The organism is Sphingopyxis sp. (assembly GCF_051861155.1).
Classification (GTDB): domain Bacteria; phylum Pseudomonadota; class Alphaproteobacteria; order Sphingomonadales; family Sphingomonadaceae; genus Sphingopyxis.
In genome coordinates, this window is sequence record NZ_JBHYDE010000005.1 from 56,927 (window position 1) to 80,086 (window position 23,160).

At 65.5% G+C, this 23,160-nt stretch carries 20 protein-coding genes; 3 read left to right on the top strand and 17 right to left on the bottom strand.

Going from position 1 to position 23,160, the window contains the following annotated elements; all coding sequences use genetic code 11:
- Window position 1: 1 nt before the first annotated feature.
- The 3 genes from ACTIFP_RS10300 to ACTIFP_RS10310 are packed head-to-tail and all read right to left on the bottom strand — an operon-like array spanning window position 2 to window position 3,470.
- Window positions 2–796 (bottom strand): sugar phosphate isomerase/epimerase family protein, encoded by a 795-nt coding sequence (locus ACTIFP_RS10300; protein ID WP_439568627.1) that lies wholly within the window; start codon window positions 794–796, stop codon window positions 2–4.
- The gene (locus ACTIFP_RS10305) at window positions 796–2,223 is read right to left on the bottom strand and encodes an aromatic ring-hydroxylating oxygenase subunit alpha (RefSeq protein WP_439568628.1); all 1,428 of its coding nucleotides are present in this window, start codon (window positions 2,221–2,223) and stop codon (window positions 796–798) included. Before ACTIFP_RS10305 ends, ACTIFP_RS10300 begins: the two co-directional genes overlap by 1 nt.
- 17 nt (window positions 2,224–2,240) lie before the next feature.
- Window positions 2,241–3,470 (bottom strand): aromatic ring-hydroxylating oxygenase subunit alpha, encoded by a 1,230-nt coding sequence (locus ACTIFP_RS10310; protein ID WP_439568629.1) that lies wholly within the window; start codon window positions 3,468–3,470, stop codon window positions 2,241–2,243.
- A 99-nt stretch (window positions 3,471–3,569) separates the two neighbouring features.
- Between ACTIFP_RS10310 and ACTIFP_RS10315 the strand changes: the two genes are divergently transcribed.
- On the top strand, window positions 3,570–4,106 hold the full coding sequence (locus ACTIFP_RS10315; protein ID WP_439568630.1) for a VOC family protein: 537 nt from the start codon (window positions 3,570–3,572) through the stop codon (window positions 4,104–4,106).
- 159 nt (window positions 4,107–4,265) lie between these two features.
- On the opposite strand, the gene ACTIFP_RS10320 is transcribed toward ACTIFP_RS10315, so the two are convergent.
- The 9 genes from ACTIFP_RS10320 to ACTIFP_RS10360 all read right to left on the bottom strand — a co-directional run bounded on the left by ACTIFP_RS10320 (window position 4,266) and on the right by ACTIFP_RS10360 (window position 14,182).
- A complete protein-coding gene (locus ACTIFP_RS10320; protein WP_439568631.1) occupies window positions 4,266–5,084 on the bottom strand; it encodes a helix-turn-helix transcriptional regulator in 819 nt (272 codons plus the stop codon).
- Between the two features lie 44 nt (window positions 5,085–5,128).
- Window positions 5,129–6,337: an acyl-CoA dehydrogenase family protein gene (locus ACTIFP_RS10325; protein WP_439568632.1), complete on the bottom strand. Its 1,209-nt coding sequence runs from the start codon at window positions 6,335–6,337 to the stop codon at window positions 5,129–5,131.
- Window positions 6,338–6,344: 7 nt separating this feature from the next.
- Entirely contained in the window at window positions 6,345–7,493 is a 1,149-nt protein-coding gene (locus tag ACTIFP_RS10330; RefSeq protein ID WP_439568633.1) for a thiolase family protein, read from the bottom strand.
- Window positions 7,490–7,882: a Zn-ribbon domain-containing OB-fold protein gene (locus ACTIFP_RS10335; protein ID WP_439568634.1), complete on the bottom strand. Its 393-nt coding sequence runs from the start codon at window positions 7,880–7,882 to the stop codon at window positions 7,490–7,492. The genes ACTIFP_RS10330 and ACTIFP_RS10335 overlap by 4 nt, the downstream gene beginning before the upstream one ends.
- Entirely contained in the window at window positions 7,879–8,940 is a 1,062-nt protein-coding gene (locus ACTIFP_RS10340) for an acyl-CoA dehydrogenase family protein (protein WP_439568635.1), read from the bottom strand. The genes ACTIFP_RS10335 and ACTIFP_RS10340 overlap by 4 nt, the downstream gene beginning before the upstream one ends.
- Complete coding sequence (locus tag ACTIFP_RS10345; protein WP_439568636.1) at window positions 8,937–10,184, bottom strand: cytochrome P450; 1,248 nt, start codon at window positions 10,182–10,184, stop codon at window positions 8,937–8,939. Before ACTIFP_RS10345 ends, ACTIFP_RS10340 begins: the two co-directional genes overlap by 4 nt.
- A gap of 75 nt (window positions 10,185–10,259) precedes the next feature.
- Window positions 10,260–11,036, bottom strand: a complete 777-nt coding sequence (locus ACTIFP_RS10350) for a ThuA domain-containing protein (protein ID WP_439568637.1) — start codon at window positions 11,034–11,036, stop codon at window positions 10,260–10,262.
- The gene (locus ACTIFP_RS10355; protein WP_439568638.1) at window positions 11,033–12,049 is read right to left on the bottom strand and encodes an NADP-dependent oxidoreductase; all 1,017 of its coding nucleotides are present in this window, start codon (window positions 12,047–12,049) and stop codon (window positions 11,033–11,035) included. Before ACTIFP_RS10355 ends, ACTIFP_RS10350 begins: the two co-directional genes overlap by 4 nt.
- A gap of 9 nt (window positions 12,050–12,058) precedes the next feature.
- Window positions 12,059–14,182, bottom strand: coding sequence for a molybdopterin-containing oxidoreductase family protein (locus ACTIFP_RS10360; protein ID WP_439568639.1), 2,124 nt, complete (start codon window positions 14,180–14,182; stop codon window positions 12,059–12,061).
- Between the two features lie 118 nt (window positions 14,183–14,300).
- Between ACTIFP_RS10360 and ACTIFP_RS10365 the strand changes: the two genes are divergently transcribed.
- Both ACTIFP_RS10365 and ACTIFP_RS10370 read left to right on the top strand, forming a co-directional pair.
- On the top strand, window positions 14,301–15,299 hold the full coding sequence (locus tag ACTIFP_RS10365; protein ID WP_439568640.1) for an NADP-dependent oxidoreductase: 999 nt from the start codon (window positions 14,301–14,303) through the stop codon (window positions 15,297–15,299).
- Between the two features lie 10 nt (window positions 15,300–15,309).
- The gene (locus ACTIFP_RS10370; RefSeq protein WP_439568641.1) at window positions 15,310–16,119 is read left to right on the top strand and encodes an SDR family NAD(P)-dependent oxidoreductase; all 810 of its coding nucleotides are present in this window, start codon (window positions 15,310–15,312) and stop codon (window positions 16,117–16,119) included.
- Here the strand turns inward: ACTIFP_RS10370 and ACTIFP_RS10375 are convergent.
- The 5 genes from ACTIFP_RS10375 to ACTIFP_RS10395 form a co-directional block, all read right to left on the bottom strand.
- On the bottom strand, window positions 16,116–17,696 hold the full coding sequence (locus ACTIFP_RS10375; protein ID WP_439568642.1) for a fatty acid--CoA ligase: 1,581 nt from the start codon (window positions 17,694–17,696) through the stop codon (window positions 16,116–16,118). The genes ACTIFP_RS10370 and ACTIFP_RS10375 overlap by 4 nt on opposite strands.
- A 17-nt stretch (window positions 17,697–17,713) precedes the next feature.
- Window positions 17,714–19,165 carry a carotenoid oxygenase family protein gene (locus ACTIFP_RS10380; protein ID WP_439568643.1) on the bottom strand — a complete coding sequence of 484 codons (1,452 nt, stop codon included), beginning with the start codon at window positions 19,163–19,165 and terminating at the stop codon, window positions 17,714–17,716.
- A gap of 22 nt (window positions 19,166–19,187) precedes the next feature.
- A complete protein-coding gene (locus ACTIFP_RS10385; RefSeq protein WP_439568644.1) occupies window positions 19,188–21,557 on the bottom strand; it encodes a TonB-dependent receptor in 2,370 nt (789 codons plus the stop codon).
- A gap of 130 nt (window positions 21,558–21,687) precedes the next feature.
- Window positions 21,688–22,401 (bottom strand): SDR family NAD(P)-dependent oxidoreductase, encoded by a 714-nt coding sequence (locus tag ACTIFP_RS10390; protein ID WP_439568645.1) that lies wholly within the window; start codon window positions 22,399–22,401, stop codon window positions 21,688–21,690.
- The gene (locus ACTIFP_RS10395) at window positions 22,401–23,150 is read right to left on the bottom strand and encodes a glucose 1-dehydrogenase (protein WP_439568646.1); all 750 of its coding nucleotides are present in this window, start codon (window positions 23,148–23,150) and stop codon (window positions 22,401–22,403) included. The genes ACTIFP_RS10390 and ACTIFP_RS10395 overlap by 1 nt, the downstream gene beginning before the upstream one ends.
- Window positions 23,151–23,160 lie beyond the last annotated feature (10 nt).

Consider the following 23,160-nt stretch of genomic DNA (forward strand, 5'->3'; position numbering starts at 1 on the left):
GCTAGCGCAGCCAGCGCAGCGTCGCATCCAGCAACGCGCGCGCCCGTTCAGCGGGATCGGGCCAGCCCTCGCGCAGCGCGGCGCTGCGCAGTTCAACGCTCAGCGGCGCATCGCGCGGCAACACCGCCAGCAGTTCGGCCAGCGGCAGCGCACCATCGCCGGGCATCAGCCGCAGGTCGAGCGCTTCGTGGATGATCGCCGGAACATCGCTCGGCGGCGGGCCGTGCGCCGGGGCGTCGCAGAATTGCGCATAGGGAAAGCGGCGCGGGTCGATCGCCGCGAGATCGGCGGGCGCGCCGCCGGTGCGCGCGAGGTGGAGCGGATCGATCAACAGCCCGACGTCGTCGCATCCCGACTGGTCGAGGATGGCCAGCGCTGATTGCACATTGCCGACCGTCGTAAACGCCGCAAATTCCAGACAGACGCGCATTCCCGCCGCCGCTGCATGGTCGCTCAGCCGCGCCAGCTTTGCTGCTGTCTGCGCGGGGTCGGGTTCGGAGCTCACCGCCAGCACATGCCGCGCGCCGATCGCCGCCCCCGCGTCGATCGCGGCAAAATGGGCTGGATCGTCGGGACCGGGTTTCAGCCAGATCACCTCGATGTCGAGCGCGACCAGCCCGGCGTCGGCAATCCGGTCGCGGATCTCGATCGTCGTCGCCGGTGTCCACGTCGCCGGATCGTACCAGATCCCCACCGCGGGCCAGCCGCTTGCCGCCGCCGCCGCGACGGTCTGACCCGGCGAAAATTCGGGCATCACCCCCGCCGCGAGCGAGAGCAGGGGGCCGGGTGGCGCCATCAGGCGGGCAGCGTCCCGTCCATATATTTTTCCAGCGTGCGGTGGAAATGGCGGATGCGGCTTTCCTGATAATGGCCGAGCTCGAGCACGCCGTTCGGCGACGATTTCATCCCCTCCTGCACATAGGGCAGGTTTTCCATATCCTGGTCGAACACCCCGGCGAGCGCGGCGCCGATCAGATGGCTGGCGCTGGCGAACGGTTGGTCGCCCGGGATCAGGTGCATCGGCGCCGATTTAGGCGGCTTTTCGCCCTTCGGCGTGCGCATCAGGATGCGGACTTCCATCAGGCAATGGTCGGCATCGCCCCATGGGCGCCAACGATAGACGATGTTCGGGACCAGCCCGCCCCACGGCGACCAGTTGGGGAAGACATTATAGGTGAAATTGTCGAGCATCTCGCTGTCGGTCGCGTCCGAATAGTCATGCCCGTTCATCGCCGCAAAGGCGTCGCGGTTCGCCTGCGCCAGCACCTTGCGCGCCAGCATCGGATCGTCGGCGTCGAAGCCTTTGAGGTCGGCCGGATCGCCTGTTGCGCGGCGCGCGCGGCTGTCGCCGCCGCCGATGAACTCCTCCAGCGATTTCAGGACGTAGAACTGGTCCTTGCCCTTGATATGCGGCGACATTGCGCCCGCCGGGGTAATCGCGCGGTTAAGGAAATCGCCGTAGAGGTCGTAGCGCGTGTTCGCGTCGGCGGTGAAACCCAGGATCTGCGGATGGGTGACGATGCTGTGCCACGCCTCCATAAACGCCTCGGACACCGCTTTCCAGTTCGCCGGGATGACGCGGCCGACCCACGCGCCGGTGTAGCATTCGTCGAGCCGCCAATTGTCATAATGCTCGACGCCGGGGCCGATCCAGTCGCGAAAAGCGGGCAGGTCGTGATTCTCGGTGACCAGGATGAACCCCTGCCACCGCTCGACGCGCAATTCGGGCAGGCTCATGTCTTTGGCTTCGAGATGCTTGAAGTCCCACGCGCACGGCGCTTCCTTGAACCGGCCGTCGTGATGCCAGGAAAAGCCGTGGAAGGGACAGCGCAGATGCACCGCGGGGCCGCTTTCGGTGCGCAGCTTGCGCCCGCGGTGGAGGCAGACGTTATAGAAGGCCTTGACCGACCCATCCTTCTGGCGGACGAGCAGGATGCTTTTTTCGTTAATGTCATAGACGACGGTGTCGCCCGGCTCGGGCATATCCTCTTCGCGCGCCGCATATTGCCAGATGTTCGGCCACATCTTTTCGCGCTCGAGCCTGGCCCAATCTTCGCTGACATAGCGCGCGATCGGGATCGGCGCGTCGCCCATGTCCTGGTTCGATTCGGCGAACAGATAGTCGGGAACGCGGCGCGTATCGGCCTTCAGCATGTCGGTGTAGCTGGTCCCGGGGCAACGATCGTCGCGATCGGCAGCTTGGGGCGAACTCAGGTCGTTCATCGATGCACTCCGGATGGTCAGGCAAGCTGGTCGAGCGGCATGCCGCACGCCGCGGCGATCGCGCGGTGGACGCCGTGCAGCGCCGGTTCGTTCGCGCCGAGCACGACGCGGAAATCGTCGGGCGCGGTCAACAAATTGGCATAGCCGCTGCTCGCGACGCGATAATCCTCGGTCTGCACCACGGTCGCGGTGGCGTCATACGCCATTTCACACATGGCGCGATGCTCGTCGCCCTCGACGCCGAACGGCGCATAGACCGCGAACTGGCAGAACATTTTGCCCGGCCCGTCGGGAAACAGGCGGAAAACCTGGGTGAAATAGACCCCGGGGGTGACCGCGCCGAAAAAGATCACCGTGTTGGGGAACAGGAAATGCACCCCGCCATATTCGGTCTCGGGCCACTCGCTCTCGTCCTTGCCGACCAGATCGCCGATCGACAGGTCGGGAAAGCTGACGCGGTGATGGCGGCCGATCGGTTCATAGACATTGCGGTCGCTGTAATGCGTCACGCCGATCGTCGAGGCGTGGAGCATCTTGAAATGATAACCCTCGCCATAGGTGTCGAGCGCGAATTTCCAGTTGGAATCGGCGGTCAGGATGCCCTTCTTCACCGGCTCGGCGCGGTGCAGTTCGAGCTGCGCCAGCACCGGGCCGAAATCCCCCAGATGTGCCGCGGCATCGATCGGCGCGCCATCGGGATCGGCGCGCACAAAGATCAGCCCCAGATATTCGGTGCACGGCAACGCGATGAGATTCCGCGCGCCGATCTCGCAATTGGCAAAGCCCTCTTTGCCCGGCTGCCCGACCAGTTCGCCCGCGGGGTCAAAGGTCCAGGCGTGGAAGGGACAGACGAGCCGCGGGCGCGGGCCCTGCCATGGTTCCTTTTCCTCGACCAGCTTGGCGCCGCGGTGGGTGCACATGTTGAGGAAGGCGCGCGCGGCGCCGTCCTTGCCGCGCGTCACCAATATCGATGGGCCGACCGAGTCGAAGACCAACGTGTCGCCGGCTTTGGGAATATCGCCCGATAGCCCCGCGACAATCGGCTCGCCCCGGAAAATACGCGCCATTTCCGCTGCGTTGCGCGCTTCGCCAGTGTAGATGGATTTATGCAAGGGCAGCGGCGCTTCGGCGCGATCGGTGCGATTCTCGGCGATGATCGACACCAGCTTGCGCAATCCGGTTCGCGCATTGCGCTTGCGGACGGCGGGCCAATCTTTTTGGGCGATCTGGGGATCGGACTCGGCCATGGCTCTCCTCACATTTTGCCCAGTATGCGTCCGGGTCTCGGCTATCTTATCGCACAGAGTTGCAAGCTTGTGCGCTATCGCTTTTGAGGAGGATGTCCCATGGCCCGAACCCGAACGCTCGCATCGCTGGGCGACGTGATGCAACTGGCGTATGTGCCGTCGGACTTCGACGCGGCGGTGGCGCACTGGACCGAGGTGGTCGGGGCGGGGCCGTTCTTCCTGCTGCCCAACATGTCGCTGCCGGGTGGGCGCTATCGCGGCGAACCGAGCGATCCCGTGTTCACCATGGCGCTCGGCTATTGGGGCGACATGCAGATCGAACTGATCCGCCCGGAAAATGACGCGCCGTCGATCTATCGCGGCGCCTATGGCGTTACCGACCGGCTGCACCACGTCTGCATGCTGGTCGATTCGATCGCCGAAGCGCGGACGCGCTGCGGCGAGGTGGGGGCGGAGATCATCTTCGAGGCGCCGGTCGGCGACAGCGGCGGGGTGATTTACGCCGATCCCGGGACGGGGCCGGGCAATCTGATCGAACTGCTGGAACCGCAGGCGGGGACGCGCGAGCTGTTCGCGATGATGCGCGAAGCTGCGCGTAATTGGGACGGTAGCGAGCCGCTCAGGACGCTGGGGTAATTCGATCGCGCTCGCCCAACTCCGTTCGCCCTGAGCTTGTCGAAGCCTGTCCTGAGCGCCTGCAAGGCAGTCGAAGGGGGCCGTTCTTTGTTTTGGCGCGGTGCAGAAGAGAAGGACGGTGCTTCGACAAGCTCAGCACGAACGGAATATAGGATAGCTCTAACTATTCGCCCCCAGATACCCCAGCTGCCCCGCCTTGAAGATCGTCTGCGCGCGGTTGACCGAGTTCAGCTTCTCGCCCGCGCGGTGGACATGATAACGCACCGTCGCATGGCTCAGCGAGATGATCATGCCGATCTCGCGGTCGGTCTTGCCGATCGCCGCCCAGCGCAGGCATTCAACCTCGCGCTTCGACAATTCGCAATCCGAGGGGATGCGGCGCTTGGTCCGCATCGCCGACGCATAGCCGGCGATGAAGCGCCGCGTCGCGAGCGCCAGCGTGTCGCCGATCGCCGCGAACAGCTCGGACAGATCGGTGATGTCGGGATCGGACGGTTGAAAGCTGTTTGCGGAAATCTGACCGAACGGCAGGTGGACGGGAACGACGATCGCCGCCTTGTACCGCTCGTGCGCTGAAAAATAGCGCGAAAGGTCGATGTCGTCGAGATAGGGGTTGGGCTGCGCGGTGCGAAACCCGTCGCCGTTGCACCAGAAAGGCTCGCTTTCATAACGGCACGAGCGCGGCAGCGGCGAATGCAGCGCCAGCCTGTGGTCCTCCCACCAGCGTTCGCCGTCGCCCAGCCAGCCGAACAGATCGGCGGCCAGCACCGCGCCGTCGGCGTCCACCATCGTTTCTTTGGAAGCAATGTCGTCGCACAGCGCGGCGCGCAGGCCATAAGCGGCGGCATAGTCGCGCAGCACGACCGCCGCATCGTGAATATCCTCCACGTTGCGGATCGTGACCGCCTCGACCAGCGTCCGGGCATCCATTGGCGGTGCGAACCCGTCGACCGGCAGTTTTTCTGCCCGTTCTCCCATGGCGGGGACTATTTCATAGTGGCCGGCAAGTCGCAATGCAGGAGTCATAGGCGTAACACCGTCTTTGCTATGATGTTTTTCTGAACTTCGCTCGAACCGCCGAATACGGTCCACGCCCGGCTGTTGAGATAGCGGGCGGCGGCAACCTGCGCGTCGGCGTCGCCGATCGGCGGCGGCGCTTCATTGCCATAAAGCGGGCGCACGGTCGGCAGTTGCAGCCCGTCATACCCGTGCAGGTCCATCGCGAGTCCGTCGATCCGCTGGTGAATTTCGGACGAGATCAGCTTGACCAGCGACGTCTGCGGGCCGGCGGGGCGACCCTTGGCGATGTCGGCCAGGATGCGCAGCTCGGTGGTTTCGAGCGCCTCGGCCTCCAGCCGCAGCCGCGCGATCCGCATCGCGACCTGCGGATCGCCGCCGACCGGTCCATTGTGCCCGCTCGGCGTATCGCCCGCCAGCTGTTCCAGATGGTCGATGGCGCGGATCAGGCGCGGCGCGTGGAACGATCCACCGCGCTCGTTCTCGAGCAGGAATTTGGCGATCGTCCAGCCTTGCCCCTCTTCGCCGATACGGTTGTCGACCGACGTGCGCGCACCGTCGAGGAAGACCTGGTTGACCTCATGATCGCCCGCCATGGTGATGATCGGGGTGACGGTGACGCCGGGCTGATCCATCGGGATCAACAGGAAACTGATCCCGGCCTGCTTGCGGACTTCGCCGTCGGTGCGGACGAGGCAGAAAATCCAGTTCGCGTGATGCGCGTGGGTGGTCCAGATTTTCGATCCGTCGACGATATAATCGTCGCCGTCGCGCCGCGCACGGGTGCGCAGCGAGGCGAGGTCGGAGCCGCTTTGGGGTTCGCTATAGCCCTGGCACCAATAATCGGTCCCGGCGCGGATGGCGGGGAGGAAGCGGTCCTTCTGTTCCTGCGTCCCGAACGCGCAGATCACCGGGCCGACGAGGCGCAGCCCAAGCACCGACAGCGCCGGGGCGCCCGCGATCGCGCATTCCTTTTCAAAGATATAGCGCTGCATCGGCGTCCAGCCGGTGCCGCCGCAATCCTCAGGCCAGTGATAGGCGACCCAGCCCTTGTCGCCCAGGATGCGGTGCCAGACGAGGCCGATGTCGGGTTCGACGAACACGCCGGGGGTGCGCCGCGCGCCGTCGCGGACATAATCGGGTAACGACGTGCGGAGGAACTCCCGCACCTCCTCGCGAAATTTCAGTTCGTCCTTGGTAAGGTCTAAATCCATAGTTCCACTAACGCTCGAGGATCGCCACTGCCGACAGGCCGGGGGCGCCATAGACATGCGAATAACCGACCTTGGGGCCGTTCGGCACCTGCCGCTCGCCGCCGCGACCGCGCAGTTGCACCGTGTTTTCATAGACCTGCCGCAGGCCCGAGGCGCCGATCGGCTCGCCGCACGCCAGGCAGCCGCCGTCGGTGTTGATCGGCATTTTTCCGCCGATCTCGCTCCAGCCCTCGGCAAGCCATCGTTCCTGCTCACCGTCGGCGCAAAAGCCGTTTTCGGCCATGTGCATGATTTCGGCGCCGCTTTCGGTATCCTGCAATTGCGCGACCGACACGTCTTCAGGACCGATACCCGCCATTTCGAACGCGGCCTTGCTGGCGACCTCGGTCGGCTTGCCGCCGCCGCCCACGCTGATCGACGGGGCGAACACCTCGAACGATCCCTCGGGGCGGGTGCGGAAGGCGACGCTGGCGATGCGCACCGCGTCGGACCCCAGTTCGCGCACCTTTTTGGCCGATGCCAGCACCAGCGCAACCGCGCCCTCGGCGGGCGAACAGAACATATATTTGGTCAGCGGATCGTTGACGATCGGCGCATTCAATATCGTGTCGAGGTCGACCGGCGAGCGCCGCCAGGCGTGATCGCAGAGCGTGCCGTTGCGGAACGCCTTTTCGGCAACCAGCCCCAGCGTGCGGCGGCTGATCCCGTGCAACGCCATGTAACGCTGGATCTTGAGCGCGAAAAACTGCGTCGTCAGCATCATCCCCGTCTCGCCATACCATAAGGGCAGGCCATAGTCCGATGGCTTGGCGTTGAACGCGCCGCGCGGGTGCTTGTCGAACCCGACCGCGAGCGCGATGTCGCACGCCCCCGCCGCAATCGCATTGCGCGCGGCGGTCAGCGCGCTGCCCCCGGTCGCGCAGCCGTTGGCGACATTGATGAAGGGGACGCTCGTCAGCCCCAATTCGTTGACCATGATGTCGGCCGACCCCGCCGCCGCCGACCCGCCATAGGCGAATTCGACGTCGCGCCACTCGATCCCGGCATCGCCCAGCGCTTCGCGTACCGCATAGACGCCCTGATCGCGGCCCGAACGGCCGTCGGTACGGCCGAAGGGATGGATGCCCGCGCCGATGATATAGACGTCGTCGTTCATGGCTGGCGCTCCGGGCGGAAGGCATAGGTTGCGCGGGAATCGTCGAAGGGAACGACGGCGAATTCCATCGCCATGCCGATGACCAGGTCGGCGGGGTCCGCATCGACGATCCGCGTCTCGACGATCACCTCGCCGGGCAGCTCGACATAGCCGATCAGGAAGGGCCGGAAGGGCTGCGGGCCGCTGTACGGCTCTTTGGGTTCGAACCCCTGCGTCGTCCATGACCAGAGCGTGCCGTGGCGCGACAGCGCGACGGGCTCGACCAGCGCCGCGGCGTCGCCGTCGGGCACCGGAAAGACAATCTCGCCGTCGGCGCGGCGTCCGCCGATCAGCCGCGGTTCGGCCTCCCCGGTCCACAGGCCGGGCGCGATCGGGGCGAGCGCGTTCATGCCGCCCTCGCAAAGCGGCGCAGGCAATGATCCTGATCGCCGAACAATTTGTCGAGCAGCATCACGCGTTTCAGCGCATGGCCGATCGCCAGCTCGTCGGTCTGCCCCATGCCGCCGTGCATCTGCACCGCTTCCAGCCCGATCCGCGTCGCCGCCTCGCCGACGAACGCCTTCGCGCCCGCGGTCAGCCGCGGCCAGTTCACATCGTCGGTCGTGGGATCGAGCATCGCGGTGCGCAGCACCATCGAGCGCGCCTGTTCGAGCGCGGCATAGCATTCGACGAGTCTATGTTGCAGCGCCTGAAAGCTGCCGATCGCGGCGCCGAACTGCTGGCGCTCGCCGACATAGGCGAGCGTGTCGTCGAACATCGTCTGCGCCAGCCCGAGCATTTCGGCGGCGGCGAGCATCTGGACGTCGCCGATCACGCGCTGGAATTTGGCTTCGGCCAGGTCGAAGAGTTCGGCCGGCGAGCGGTGCAGGTCGAGCGTCGCGGCGTTCGATCCGTCGATCACCGGATAATCCTGCCGCACGACCCCGGCGTCGTCGTGCGCGACCTTCGCAAGCCGATTGCCCGCGATCGTGACGAGCAGCGTATCGGCCAGCGGCGCGCCGAGGACAAAGGTTTTTTCGCCGACAACCTGATCGCCTTCGGCGCGCGTCCCGATCGCTTCGGTGGCATAGCGGCGCCCCGGTTCGGCAAAGGCGGCGGCCGCGAGGCGCTGGCCCGCGAGCAAATCGCCGACCAGCGCAACATCGCCCGCGGCGGCGGCAAGCCGGATCGGCAGCACGCCATTCTCCAGCCAGGGATCGATGGCGATCCCGGTGCCGAGCGCTTCGGCGGCGAGCGCGAGGTCGACCATCGTCCCGCCGATGCCGCCCATCACCTGCGGCGCCGCGAGCGCGAGCAGGCCGAGGTCGGCGACCTCCTGCCAGCGCGCGCGCGCATACCCACCCTCGCTTTTGCGCATCGCATGCCGCGCCGCGACGTCGACCGGGCCGAGGAAGCGGCCGATCGTGTCGCGCGTCAGCTGCTGATCTTCGTCGAGATCGAAATTCATGCGCGCCGCCGAAAGGTGATCGGCAGCGTGGTCAGCCCGCGCAGCAGCATGTTCGGCGGCCAGCTCGGCACATGCCCATCGGCGACGCGAAAATCGGTCAGGCGTTTCAGCAGTTCCGAATAGGCGACCGCCATTTCCTTGCGGCTCAGCATATTGCCGACGCACATATGGATGCCCTTGCCAAAGGCGAGGTGGCTGCGCGCGTTGGCGCGTTCGATGTCGAACCGATCAGGGTCGGGATATTTGGCCGGGTCGCGGTTCGCCGCGGCATAGCGCAGCTGCACCATCGCGCCCTTGGGGATTTTGACCCCACCGAGTTCGGCGTCCTTCAGCACCATCCGCCACATGCCCGCGGTCGGGCTTTCGGTGCGCAGCACTTCTTCGACAAGGTTGATGATCGCGCGCTCATTGCCTGCGTCGGCGGCGACGACCGCCTTCGCCATCTGGTCGGGGTTCTCGATCAGCTGGAGCAGGCCTCCCGCAAGCGCCGAGGTCGTCGTCTCGTTCCCCGCGACCATCAGCTGCTGCATGATCGACAGGATTTCGGCGTCCTCCAGCGGGCGTTCGCCATCGAACTCGGCATGGACCAGGTCGGAGAGCAGATCGTCGGTGCGCGCGGCGCGGCGCTCGTCGATCTTGGCTTTGACGAAATGCTGGAATTCGACGACCTCGCGCGCGCATTCCAGCTCGCGCTCCTTGGGGATCATCCGGCCCAGCCGGTCGACAAAGGCGTCGGACCAGCGCTTCACCTTGTCCAGATCGTCGCCGGTCATGCCGATCTGGCTGGCGATCATCGCGACGGGCAGCGGAATGCCGAAATCGCGGACGAAATCGGCTTCGCCCCGTTCAGCCATCCTGTCGATCAGCCCAGCGACGACGCCGCGCATATCCTCCTCGATCGCGGCGACGCGCTTCATCGAGAAGGCGAGATTGACCAGCTTGCGGAAACGGGTGTGCGTCGGCGGATCGGCGGTCAGCAGCGTATCGACCTGCGGCCAGCCCTCGGCGAGGATCGCAGCGACATCGCCGTCCTCGGCCATCGCGCCCGACAATGTGCCCTGAAAATTGTTCGAGAAGGTTTCGACGTCGCCAGTCGCCTGCGCGCAATGTTCATAGGAGAGGACGAGGAACATCCCCTCGGACAATTGCACGACGGGGCTTTTGGGCAGCCAGGCGCGATAATAATCGAACGGGTCGGCGATGACCTGCGGCTCGAAAAAGCTGCTTGCGGCGATAGTGTTCACGCGCCTCTTCCCTCAATCTTCTTGTTATACGCGCAACTATATGCAGCCGCTCCAGCGGCGCGATGCACATTTTCGTTAGGAAGCGACGACATGGGCGAGCGCGTTCGCGATGAAGCGGCGGAGGTTCGGATCGGCATAGGCGGCGGGGCCGTCGCCGGGCTGGAGATAGACAAGACGCCCGGCGCCGACGGGTTTTTCCCACGCGATCAGGTCGCTTTCGGGGCGGTGATCCCACCCGTCATTGCTGAACATCCGACCCGCCACCGCCTGCGCCGCCGAATAGAAATTGCCGCGCACAAAGGCGTGATCGGCGCGGAGGAGCGGCGTCGCCGCACCCCACACCGGCGCCAGATACAGTTCGTCACACAGCGGAAAGCGCGGCGGCAGCCCGGCGGTCACCGGATGCGCAGGATCGAGCACCACCGCGTCATAACGCACGTCGTGGCGGTAGCCCGAGTCGAGATGCGCCGCGCCATGCGCTTCGCCGGGTGCATAAAGGAAGCGCCCGCCCACCATGTCGGTCCATTCGGGCCACGCCGCCCAACCGGCGATCGCGTGGTGCATCGCGACCGCGCCGCCGCCGCGCGCAAAATAATCGGTGATCGCGCGGCGATAGGCCGGGGCGGGCGGGCGCGTCGTCGCCCTGCCGCCCTCGAAACTATAGCCGGGCATGTCATAAAAGAGCATCGCGTCGGCATCGTTCGCGGCGCCCGCGGCAATTGCCGCCTCGGCCTCGGGGTGGATCAGATGCGTCACCGTCCAGCCGTCGAAGCTCGCCAGCAGCGCGGCGAACGGCTCGGCTTCATAAGGATGGCCGCCCGACAAGACGAGCAGGCGCCGCGTTTCCGTCATGCGATCTTCAATATCATCTTGCCCTGATTGCTCCCCGAAAACAGCCGCATGAAGGCGTCGAAACTATTCTCGATCCCCGTGTCGACATGCTCGTCGGCGACCAGTCTGCCCGCTTGCAGCCAGCCAGCCATTTCGGCGGCGCCCTCGGCAAAGCGCGGGATATAATCTGCGACGAGCAGCCCGCGGATCGAGGCGCGGTGGACGATGAGCTGCCAGATGTTGCGCGCGCCGACCTTTTCGACGCTATTATATTCGCTGATCAGCCCGCACAACCCGATCCGCGCCCCGTGGCGCAGGTTCATCAACCCCGCGTCGAGGATGTCGCCGCCGACATTTTCAAAGATGATGTCGACCCCATCGGGCGCTTCGGCGCGGATCGCCGCGCTCAGTGCGTCGCCGTCCTTGCCCCGATAATCGATCGCGGCGTCAAAGCCGTATCGGTCGATCAGTCGCGTGCATTTTTGGGAGCCGCCCGCGATGCCGATGACCTTGCTCGCGCCCTTGATCTTCGCAATCTGCCCGACGAGTGAGCCGACCGCACCCGCCGCTCCGGTGACCAGCACGACATCGCCGCCCTTGGGCTCGCACACCTCGATATAACCGAAATAGGCGGTCATCCCGACCGCGCCGAGCACCGAGAGATAGTTGGTGACCGATGGCACGAGGCTCGCATCGATCGGCTGGGTAAAACCGCCGACGATGCCGACCGAATAATCCTCGATCCCGTTGAGGCCCATCACCCATTGGCCGGGTTCGAATCCTTCGGCCTTGCTCGCCTCGACAACCCCGACGGTCGAAGCGCGCACCGGGGTACCGAGCGGGATCGGCGGCATATAGCTGGGCGCATCGTCCATCCAGCCGCGGATCGCGGGGTCGAGCGAGGCATAATGGTTGCGGATCAGGAATTGCCCGTCGGCGAGCTCGGGCGTGGGTTCGGTGACCAGCGAAAAATCATCGGCAACCGGTTCGCCGTTGGGACGGCGGGTCAGCAGGAAACGGCGGTTGTCGGGCATGGAAACTCCTCAGGCGGGAACGATGGAAACCGGGATCGCGCTTTGCAGCGACTGGCCGGTGATTGGATCATAGCGGACGGTTTCGCTGACCAGCCGGTTGGTCGAATTGCCGCGCTCGCGCACCTCGTCGGGGCCGACCTCGGGACCGCCGAACGCATGTGCCATCGACACGACGCCGGGGCGCATACCCGCCGCGGCGCGCGCCTCGGCGACGACCTCGCCCGCCGCCGAACGGATGCGGACGATGTCGCCCTCGCGGCACGGGATGCGCGCCATGTCGTCGGGATGCAGGAAGGCGGGGTTGGTCGTGCGTTTGGCGGTCAGCGCGGTCAGGTTCTGGCCGGTCGAATTGAAGCGGTGGCGGCTGCGCCGCGACACCATGCGGTACGGGAAATCGGGGGTCGGCTGGTCGGCGGTGCCATAAGCGATCAGCTGGTCGGGCATCGCCCCGGCGGTCAAGTCGAAACGGCCGGGCGCGTCGGGATCGCCGGGTTCGACGATCGGGTGGAGATCGGGATAGATCACCGCTTTCCCGTCAACGGTATCGGCGCGGACCTGGCTCGGCGCGACGACGCAGCCCGCGCTCATCAGGTCGAGGAAGCTCTGCTTGCTCGGCTTGGCATCCATCGGGCAGGGGCCGCCGGCGAGCGGGATCGGGGTGCCGATCCGGTGGGCGATGCCCCACAGCATTTCCCATTCCTCGATCAGGTCGCCGGGGGCGTCGATCATCGCCTCGGTATAGCGGGCGTAGGGGATTTCGTACCACCATTCGCTGAGGTTGCTGATGTCCTCGCGCTCGAGGCACATGGTCGGGGCGAGGATATAGTCCGATCGTTTGGCGGTCGCCGACTCGGCGTTGACGTCGACGCTGACCAGCAGCTCAAGGCCGTCCAGCGCGCGGGTCATCTTGTCCTGATCGGGAAAGGCGACCACCGGATTGCCGCCGATCGAGATCAGCGCACGGATCTGGCCCTCGCCGGGGGTGAGCATCTCGTCGGCCAGCACATTGCACGGCATTTCCATGCCGAGGTGGGTGAGGCCGCGGATGCGCGACGCCGGAAAACCCTCGCCATAGAGCGCCATCGGCGGCGCGACCTGCGCGCGGCGCGGGGTCGCGGCGGTAAACACCCGCGGGATCGAGCTTTTCTCACCCTCGCGGCAAAAGCGCCCGCAGATGATGTTGAGCGACGAGACGAGATATTGGGTCAGCGTGCCCTGACCCGCCATTTCGGGGCCGGTGCCGGTCGACACGACGCCTTTGGTCCCGGTGGCGAACATCCGCGCCGCGGCGACCAGCTGGCTTTCCTCGACCCCCGCGCGCCCCGCGGCGACCGCGGGGGTGAAAGCGGCGACGGCGCGGGTGAGGTCATCAAGGCCATCGACATATTGCTGGACAAAGCCCTGATCGTAGAGGCCTTCGGCCAGGATGACATGGATGATCCCGGCGAGCAGCGCGGGATCCTCGCCCGGACGCACCGGCAGATGGATGTGCGCGAGCGCCGCGACGTCACTTGTCCGGGGGTCGGCGACGATCAGCTTCAGCCCCTTGTCCAGCGCATCGCGCAGGCGGCGCGAGGGCGAGAAGGGCGGCAGCCCGCCGGGCGGTCCATAATGCGAGACGATCGGGTTGTTGCCGATAAAAAAGGCGACATCGGCGTCGGCGAATGTGTGCATGCCGCCCATCCAGCTGCCGTAGCGCATCGTCGTATAGACTTTGGCGGGCTGGTCGAGGGTGACCGAAGTATAGATGTTGCGCGTGCCCAGCCCCTGCGCGAACGCCATCGCACTGCCGACCCCGGCGCTGTTCTGAAACGCGTAGGTCCCGCCATAGACCGCCACCGCGTGCGGGCCGTGCGCGGCGATGATCGCCGACAATCTGGCGCCGATCTCGTCGAGCGCGGTCTCCATCGCTATGTCCTGAAACGCCCCGGCGACGCGCTTTTGCGATATGGTCAGCCGCTGCGGCCCATGATGCGCCTCGGGCAACTGGCGGCCCTTGATACAGGTATAGCCACCGAACACCGGGTCGTCGGGGTCACCCTGGACCTTGGTGACCCGCCCTGCGTCGATCGTGATCAGCATCGCGCAATTGGCATGGCAGAAGCGGCAGAAACTGCGGCGGACCTCAGGCATCTTATCTCTCCCTGATTGCACCCTACGCCCCCACGCTGCCCAAGCGACTGGCACTTTTGGCGGTGGTTGCGGGCCAAGCGCAGGCGCAGTTTCCGGACAAGGAACAGGGAGAGTATCGATGCCGACATCGCGCCAATGGCTGCTGAACGGACATCCGCGCGGGCGCGGGATCGAGGATGGCGATTTCGTGCTGGCCGAAAAGGACGTCAGCGCGCCGGGTGACGGCGAAATCCTGCTCAAGACGCTCTATCTGGGGTTCGACCCGGCGCAAAAGGGCTGGATGGAAAATATCGCCGACTATGTCGCGCCGATGGCGATCGGCGACGTCATGCGCGGCAGCGGGATCAGCGAAGTGGTGGAGAGCCGCCATCCCGGCTTTGCCGCGGGCGACCTCGTGATGGGGTCGACCGGTTGGACCGAATGGCACGTGTCGGATGGCACGGGGCTGGTCAAGATCGACACCGCGCTGCCGCCGACTGCAATGCTGTCGGTGCTCGGGACCACCGGGGTCACCGCCTATTGCGGATTGTTCAAGGTCGGGCGCCCGGTCGCGGGCGATACGGTGCTGGTGTCGGGCGCGGCGGGGGCCACCGGATCGGTCGTCGGCCAGCTCGCCAAGATCGCCGGGTGCCGGGTGGTCGGGATCGCGGGGGGCGCGGACAAGTGCCGCTGGCTGGTCGAGGAGGCGGGCTATGACGCCGCGATCGACTACAAGGCGGGCGATGTGCGGCGGCAGATCAGGGATCATTGCCCCGGCGGGGTCGATGTCATTTTCGACAATGTCGGCGGCGCGATCCTCAACGACATGCTCGGCGAGATCGCGACCGGGGCGCGGATCGCGATCTGCGGCGGGATCAGCCGCTACGAAACCGGGTCGCTGCCCGCCGGACCGCAGAATTATTTCAACCTGGTCTTTCGGCGCGGCACGATGGCGGGCTTTATCGTGCTCGATTGGGCGGCCGAATTTCCCGCGATCCGCAAGCGGCTCGAGGGTTTTGTCCAGGATGGCCGGCTGACCTATCGCGAGGATGTGCAGCAGGGGTTCGAAAACGCCCCGGCGACGCTGAAACGCCTGTTCAGCGGCCAGAACCGCGGCAAGCAATTGTTGCAACTATAGGGAGATCGACATGGGCAGGCTGGCAGGCAAGCGCGCCGTCATCATCGGCGCGGCATCGACGGGCAATATGGCGCAGGTGACCGCGCGGATCTTTGCGCGCGAAGGGGCGACGGTGCTGGTCGCGGGGCGCAAACAGGCGCCGCTCGATGCCTTTGCGGCCGAAATCGGCGGCCATGCCGCGCTCTGCGACATCACTGACAAGGCGTCGGTCTTCGCACTCGCCGATACGGCGAAAGCCAAGATGGGCGGGGTCGACATCGCGATGAACGCCAGCGGCTGGGGGCTGCTCAAGCCGCTGCTCGACGTGACCGAGGAAGAGCTCGACGCAATCGTCGCGTTGCAATTCACCGGCGTGCATCATTTCCTCCAGGCGTTCGTCGGTGCAATGCTGGCGAACGATCCGAGCGGTGGGTCGATCATCCAGATTTCATCGGCGACGACGCGATCGCCGATCAGCAATCATGCCGCCTATATCGGCACCAAGAGCGGGTCGGAGGCGCTGATCCGCTGCGTCGCCAACGACTTCGGCGCCGCGGGCATCCGCGCGAACATCGTCTCGCCTGCGTTTACCGAATCGCCGATGACGCAGGGCGCGTTCGCGACCCCGGGGCTCGTTGACGCCTTCCTGCCGCGCTACCCGCTCGGGCGGCTCAACACCGCCGAGGATGTCGCGAACGCGTGCCTGTGGCTGGCGAGCGACGAGGCGTTTGTGACCGGGGAGAATTTGCAGCCGAATGGCGGGCTGGCTTTGCGCGGCAATCCGCAGGAGGGCGATATTGCCGCGGCGGTCGGTGCGGCGATGGCGAAATTGCCAAGCTAGCTGATCTGCCGCTCGCGCCCTTCCCAATAGGGCGCGCGGAGTTCACGGCGGAGGATCTTGCCCGACGGGTTGCGCGGCAGCGCCGCGATGAAATCGACCGACTTGGGGCATTTATACCCCGCAATCCGTTCGCGTGCCCAGCCGATGATTTCGCCCGCATCCGCGCTCTGGCCTTCGCGCAGCACGACGCACGCCTTCACCGCCTCGCCCCACTTCGAATCGGGAACCCCGACAACTGCAACATCGGCGACCGCGGGATGACCGTAGATCGCATTCTCGACCTCGGCCGGATAGACATTCTCGCCGCCCGAGATGATCATGTCCTTCACCCGGTCGTGGAGGTAGAAATAGCCGTCCTCGTCGGTGTAGCCCGCGTCGCCGGTGCGCAGCCAGCCCCCCGCGTCGATCGTCTCCGCCGTCTCTTCGGGCCGCCCCCAATATTCGCGCATATTCGCCTGGGTGCGGATCGCGATCTCGCCGATTGCGCGCGGCGGCAGGGCGTTGCCGTCGGCATCGATCACCCGCATCTCGACCCCGCGCAGCGGCTTGCCGACCGATCGCATCCGCTCGTTGCCCGCCGGATCATGATCCTCGGGCGGCAGCGCCGCGATCGTGCCCGATGTTTCGGTCATCCCGTACATCTGGACGAAGCCGCACTGGAAGACGTCGATGCACTGGCGCAAGAGGTCGAGCGGGATCGGCGATGCGCCGTAGGCGATATGGCGCAGGCGCGAGAAATCGACCTCGCGGGCCCGCGGCTGACCCACGATGATCTGCATCGCCGCGGGCACCATGAAGATTTTCGAGATGCCATAGGCCTCGATCAGGTCGAGCACCCCGCCCGGATCGAACTCGCGGGTGATGACCCCGGTCGCGCCGTTGGTCATCACGGTGATGCCGTACCCGGTGCCGCCGATGTGGAAACAGGGCATCGCGACCAGCCCGACGTCATCGGCATCCCAGCGTTCCCAATCGGCCTGCAGCACCGGATCGCGGTCGAGCTGCGAGCGCAGCACCGACCCGTTGGTCAGCACCGCGCCCTTGGGTTTGCCGGTGGTCCCCGATGTGTACATCTGGATCACCGCGTCCTGCTCGTCACGCGCGACGTCGGGATCTGTTGCGGCAAAACCGTCGCGCCAAGTCCGATAGTCGGGAAAGCCATTTGCCGCGCCTTCGGTCGTGATGACATGCGCGACGCCGGGAAAAGCGTCACGGTGCGCGGCGACCAGCTCGGCAAATTCAGGGCCGACGAACAGGATGCGCGCACCGCAGTTGTCGATGATCCACGCGATTTCGGGCACCGCGAGCCGCCAGTTGACCGGCGTCGTCACCCCGCCCGCCTTGGCGACCGCGACCACCAGTTCGAAATAGAGGTCGCTGTTCTTGCCGAGATAGGCGACGCGGTCGTCGGGCTTCAGCCCCAGCGCGATCAGGCCGTTTGCGGCGCGGCTGCTGTTCGCATCGAAATCGGCATAATTTGTCGCGCGGCCCTCGAAGTGAAAGAGGATGCGGTCGGGGCGCTCGCGGGCGTTGGTCCGCGCGACGTCGGCGATCCGCTGAAAGGCTGGCACCGTCACAGACTTCCTCTCCCTTTTCAGGCGTGACCGAACGCCTGCCGGTAGAGACTGGAGTCGGCCGCATAGAAATTGCAATGGAAACCCGACGGGACGCGGAACGGGACATGCACCGTCGCGAGCGGTCCCGCGGCGATGTCGAGCGCGGCAAAGATCGCCAATTCGCTCGTCGCGGCGCCGGCGCGGTGGACCAGCGTCATCGCATAGCCGTCGCCTTCGCCAGCGGCGCCCATCTTCGGCGCAAAGATCAGCTCGCCGCACGATGTGCCGTTGCCGAAATGATAATAGTCTTCCTGGCCGCTCACCGTGTCAAAGCGCAGCACCGCGTCCATTCCCTCGGCGCGCCCGTCGCGGCTGTTCAAATTGATGTTGGCAAAGCTGTGGCGCGATGCGCGCGTCATGAAACGGTCGTCGGGGCGCGGGAACTGGATGTCGCGGTCGTTGAGCGTTTCTTCCTTGAGCCAGCTGCCTTCGCCCGACGGGTCGATCGTCCAGCGGCGCAGGCTTTGCTGGGTGTCGCCATGCGTCCGGCGCACGCCGGTTTCGTCGGGGAACAGCGCGGTGCCGTTGGCCGCGGCGACGTCGGCGATGATCTTGCCGCCCGCTTCCCACACATTGAGTTCGTGGAACATGTGGCGCGGCTGATAGTCGAACCAGCGCACGTCGCTCGCCGACCCGTTGCGTGGCATGATCGCGAATTTGGTCGGGCGGCCGTTGACCCACGCCGTCATCGGCCCGCCCTTCATAAAGCGGCCAAGGTCGGCGTCGATCGGGATGACCGGAAACACCACCCAGTTTTCGGTCAGGAAAAACGTGTGCATCAGCGCGTTGTGCGGCATGTCGATCAATTCGGCCTTGCGGACGCTGCCGTCGGCGGCGATCACGTCGTAGCGGATCTGCGGCGCCCCCATCGGGCCGTTGATCATCGCACCCAGGTTGATCAGCTCGCCCGTCGCATGGTCGACCTTGGGATGCGCCGAAAAGGTCGTGGTGATCGTCCCGCCATAATGTTCCTCGCCCAGCGTTGCGAGCGTGCGCGGATCGAGTGCGACCGCGGGCGCGCCCTCCATCAGCGCGAGCAATTTGCCGCCATGGACGATGATATTGGTGTTGGCGGTGTTGTAACGCTTGCCCGCCACCGACGGGTCGGCGGTCATCGGATTGCCGAACATCCCGAACAATCTTTGCCCCGCTGCCTTTTCCAGCTCGAATTTCTCGGTGCGCACCCAGCGGTTGAGCATCGACGCGCGGCCGCCTTCGATATGAAAGGCGTAAACCATGCCGTCGCCGTCGAACCAGTGATAGTCGCCCTCGCGCGTCGGATAGAGCGGTTCGGGGCCGTTGCGATAGAAAACCCCGACCAGATCCTCCGGAATCTCGCCGTCGACGATCAGGTCGGGGGCGGTCGCCTCGAACCGCACCGGTTGATGATGCCCCGACAGATAGGGGTGATCGAAAAATGCCTTGGCCATCAGCCGATCACCCCCGGATATTCTAGAATTTGAAGCCGAGTTCGACACCATAGGTCCGGGGCTCGATCGCGCCGGAGAAGGTGAAGAGGCCGGCCACCGGCAGGGTGCTGCCGATGTCGCGCACATTGGTCAGGTTGCGGCCAAACAGCGCGACGCTGACCTCTCCGCTGCCGGTCAGGAAGGTGTAGGAAACCTGCCCCGACAGATTTTCACGGTCCTTGGTGAAACAGCGGACATCGTTGGTCACCGCACCCAGAACGATCGGCCGGTTGGCGGTTATGCAGGTCGCCGTCTTGCTCTGGAAGCGCAGCAGCAGATTCGCATCGAAACGCCCCGAACCCACTTCCTTCGAATAATTGGCCCCTGCCGAAATCTGGTATTTCGGCGCCCGGCGCAGGGTCAGCGTCGACACGTCGTCGCCGACATTGTCGCCGTTCAAATCCTTCAGAAACGTGCCATATTCGGCGTCGAGATAGCTTGCCGATGCGGTGAAGTTCAGTTCGTCGGACGGCTGGATGATCAGTTCCAGTTCGGCGCCGGTGATCGTCGCAGAGGCGGCGTTGGCAACGACCGTTTCCTGCGGCTGGGCCGATCCCGGCGGCGACGGCTGGACGATTTCCTCCTGCTTGTTGTCATATTTCGTGTGGAACAGCGCGAAATTGGTGCGCAGGCTGCGGTTCAGCCAGTCGGCCTTCAAACCGACCTCGAATGAATCGACCGTTTCGGGGAAATAGGGTCCGAGCGAGGTGGCCGACGCCGCGCGCCCGTTGAACCCGCCCGATCGGAACCCGGTCGAATAGGAACCATAGACGATTTTATTGTCGCCGATTTCATAGGTCGCGTTGGCGCGCCAGGTGAATTTGCCGAACGACGCTTCGCCCGAACAATTGCTGGCCGGTCCATAGGTTGGCAGTCCCGCCAACGGTCCCGGTCCAAAGACGCCGGTCACGCGAACGCACGACCGTCCGTCGAAATTCGGCTGGCTCAGCTCGACCAGCCCGACGACCTGGCCGTAATTGTTGAAGGTTTCCTTCTTGTCGCGGGTATAGCGACCGCCGACCGACAGCTTGAATCGGTCGGACAGCGTGAACTGCGCGTCGGCAAAGCCGGCATAGGATGTCGCCTTGTTGTCGGTATAGGCGCGCAGCGTCGCCCCGGTGGGACTTTGCGAGGGCACCGGACCCAGCCGGGTGAATTGGTCCAGCTGGTAATTGCTGGTGTAATAATATCCGCCGACCAGCAGGTTGACCGCATCGCTCAGCTCGGCCAGCACGCGCAGCTCCTGGCTGAACTGTTCGAATTGCTGGATACGCCGGGTGGCGAAAAAGTCGGCCGAACTGCCGTCGAAATCCTGCGCCACATTCTCGTCATTGGTGCGATAGCCGGTGACCGAATAGAGCGTGACATTGTCGCTCAGCGACCAGGTGATGTTGCCGGTCAGCGCGTCGGTGTCGTTGGTGACGTCGTGCGGCGCGCGTTGATAGGTGCCGTTGACGCCGCGATCGGGCAACCGGAAGCGGTTGCATTCGGCGGCCGGCGAAAATCCGGGCACGCCCGCGGCCAGGCAGATCAGGTCCAGGCTCGACGATGTCGGAATCGAAACCGTCTCGCCGCGCTCGCGCATATGTTCATAGGTGATCTCGGCCGAAAAGGCGCTGCTCGGCTCGATCAGCGCGGTGACGCCGCCGGTCAGCGTTTCATATTTGCCGTCGCGGCCGCCGGTGCTGAGGTTGCGGACAAAGCCGTCGGTCTTGTCATAATAGCCGAACGCCTTGATCGCGATGAAATCGCCCAGCTTGCCGCTGTTCAGGACAAGGCGCGCGCTTTTGGTGTCGAACCGCGCATAGGAAAAGCGGCCCTTGGCGCTGAATTCGTCGGTCGGGGTGCTGCGCTTGACCTCGATCACGCCGCCGATCGTGTTGCGGCCGAACAATGTCCCTTGCGGGCCGCGCAGCACCTGCAGGCTCTCCAGATCGAAACTGTCGAGCAGCTGGCCGGTATTGGTGCCGATGAACACGCCGTCGACGACGACGCCGACGGTCGGGTCGAAACTTTTCTCGATGTCCTCGAACGAAATGCCGCGGATCGAAATCGCGGCGGCGCTCGGGCCCGCCGAAACGCTGTCGATCACCAGGCTGGGAACGCGTCCCGCGACATCGCGAATGTCCTGTACCATCCCGGTATCCAGCGCCTCGGCGTCCAGCGCGGTAATCGCCACCGGCACCGACTGGGCGCTTTCCTCGCGCTTTTGCGCGGTGACGACGATTTCGCGGATGCCGCCCTCTTCGGCGGCGGCGGGCGCGTCCTGCGCGGCGGCGGGGCTGGCGATGGCCAGCGCCGCGAGCGATACGGTGGTCAGGATGGCGGGCAGCATTCGGGCATGCGTGGACATCGGATTTCCTCCCTCTCGCGCCGGCGCATAGGCTCGCCGGTCACGTTAGAGGGCAAGGTCCGCTTTATGCCCCGAATGAACAATCATCAAAAATATCAGGCACGCCGCAGCGGCGTCCAGATACTTGAATCTACTGGCGTTGTGTCGCGCCGCCGTCGACGAAAAGCCCGTGACCCGACATGAATCGCGCATCATCCGACGCCAGAAAGGCGGCGACGTCGGCGATGTCATCGGGCTGGCCGAGCCGGCCGAGCGCCGCCTTTTCAATCCAATGTTGTTTGAATGCGGGCATGGCGGTGAAGGCCGGGGCGGTCATCGGGGTGTCGATCGCGCCGGGCTGGATGCAGTTAGCGGTGATCCCGAACGCGCCCACTTCGGCGGCGACCGATTTTGTCATTCCCAGCACCGCATGTTTCGACGCGCTATACGCGGTCATCCCGGCTTCGCCGAAACTCGACATCACCGATCCGATCAGGATGATCCGCCCGTGCGGCGACCGTTTGAGCAGCGGCAGCGCGTCGCGCATCAGGCGGAATACCGCGGTGACGTTCACCGCCATCATCGCGTCGAAAAATTCGTCGCTATGCCCGTCCAGCGGCTGCATGCCGGTGATCCCGGCGCAGGCGACGATGATGTCGAGGGCGCCAAAGCGGGCCTCGGCCTCCGCCACCAGCCGCGCGTTGATCCCCGCCTCGGTGACGTCGGCGGCGATGTCGACATCGCCCGCGCGATCGACGGTCAGCACCCGCGCGCCGTCGGCGGTCAGCCGCTGCGCGATCGCCAGCCCGATCCCCGATCCCGCCCCGGTCACCAGCGCGACGCGGCCGCCCAGGCGCCCCGCCATCACAGCGAACTGCCGCCGTCGATGCGAAACTCGGCCCCGGTGGCAAAGGCCGATTCGTCGGAGGCAAGATAGAGGACGATCGCCGAAATCTCTTCGGGTTTGCCCAGCCGCCCGACCGGATGCGTCGCGACCCAGCTGTCGTACAGCGCCTGGCCGTCGGCGACCTGCGCCATCACCTTGTCGAGGATCGGGGTGTGGATCGCGCCCGGGTGGACCGAATTGCAGCGGATGCCATAGCCTTTGCGGGCATAATGCAGCGCGACCGATTTGGTGAGATGCGTCACCGCGGCCTTGGCGGCGTTGTACGCGGCAAGGTCACCCTGCGCGCGCACCCCGCACATCGACGACATGTTGATCACCGACCCGCCGCGATCCTTCATCTTCGGGATGACATGCTTGCAGCCGAGAAAGACGCCGTCGACATCGACCGAAAATTCGTGGCGAAAGGCTTCGAGGCTCAGATCCTCGATCGAGCCATGGGTGGTGATCCCGGCATTGTTGACGAGGATGTCAATGCGGTCACAGCTGTCGAGCGCGGCGATCCACTCGGCCTCCAGCGACACATCGAGTTTGACGAAGCGCTGGCCAAGCTCGGCGGCGAGCGCTTCGCCCGCGACTGCATCGATGTCGGCGATCACGACGCTCGCGCCCTCGGCGACGAAGCGGCGGACGATGTCGAGCCCCAGCCCCGACGCGCCGCCGGTGACAAACGCCGTCTTCCCGGCGATCCGCCCGCTTGCTTCTGCCATCGCATCCTCC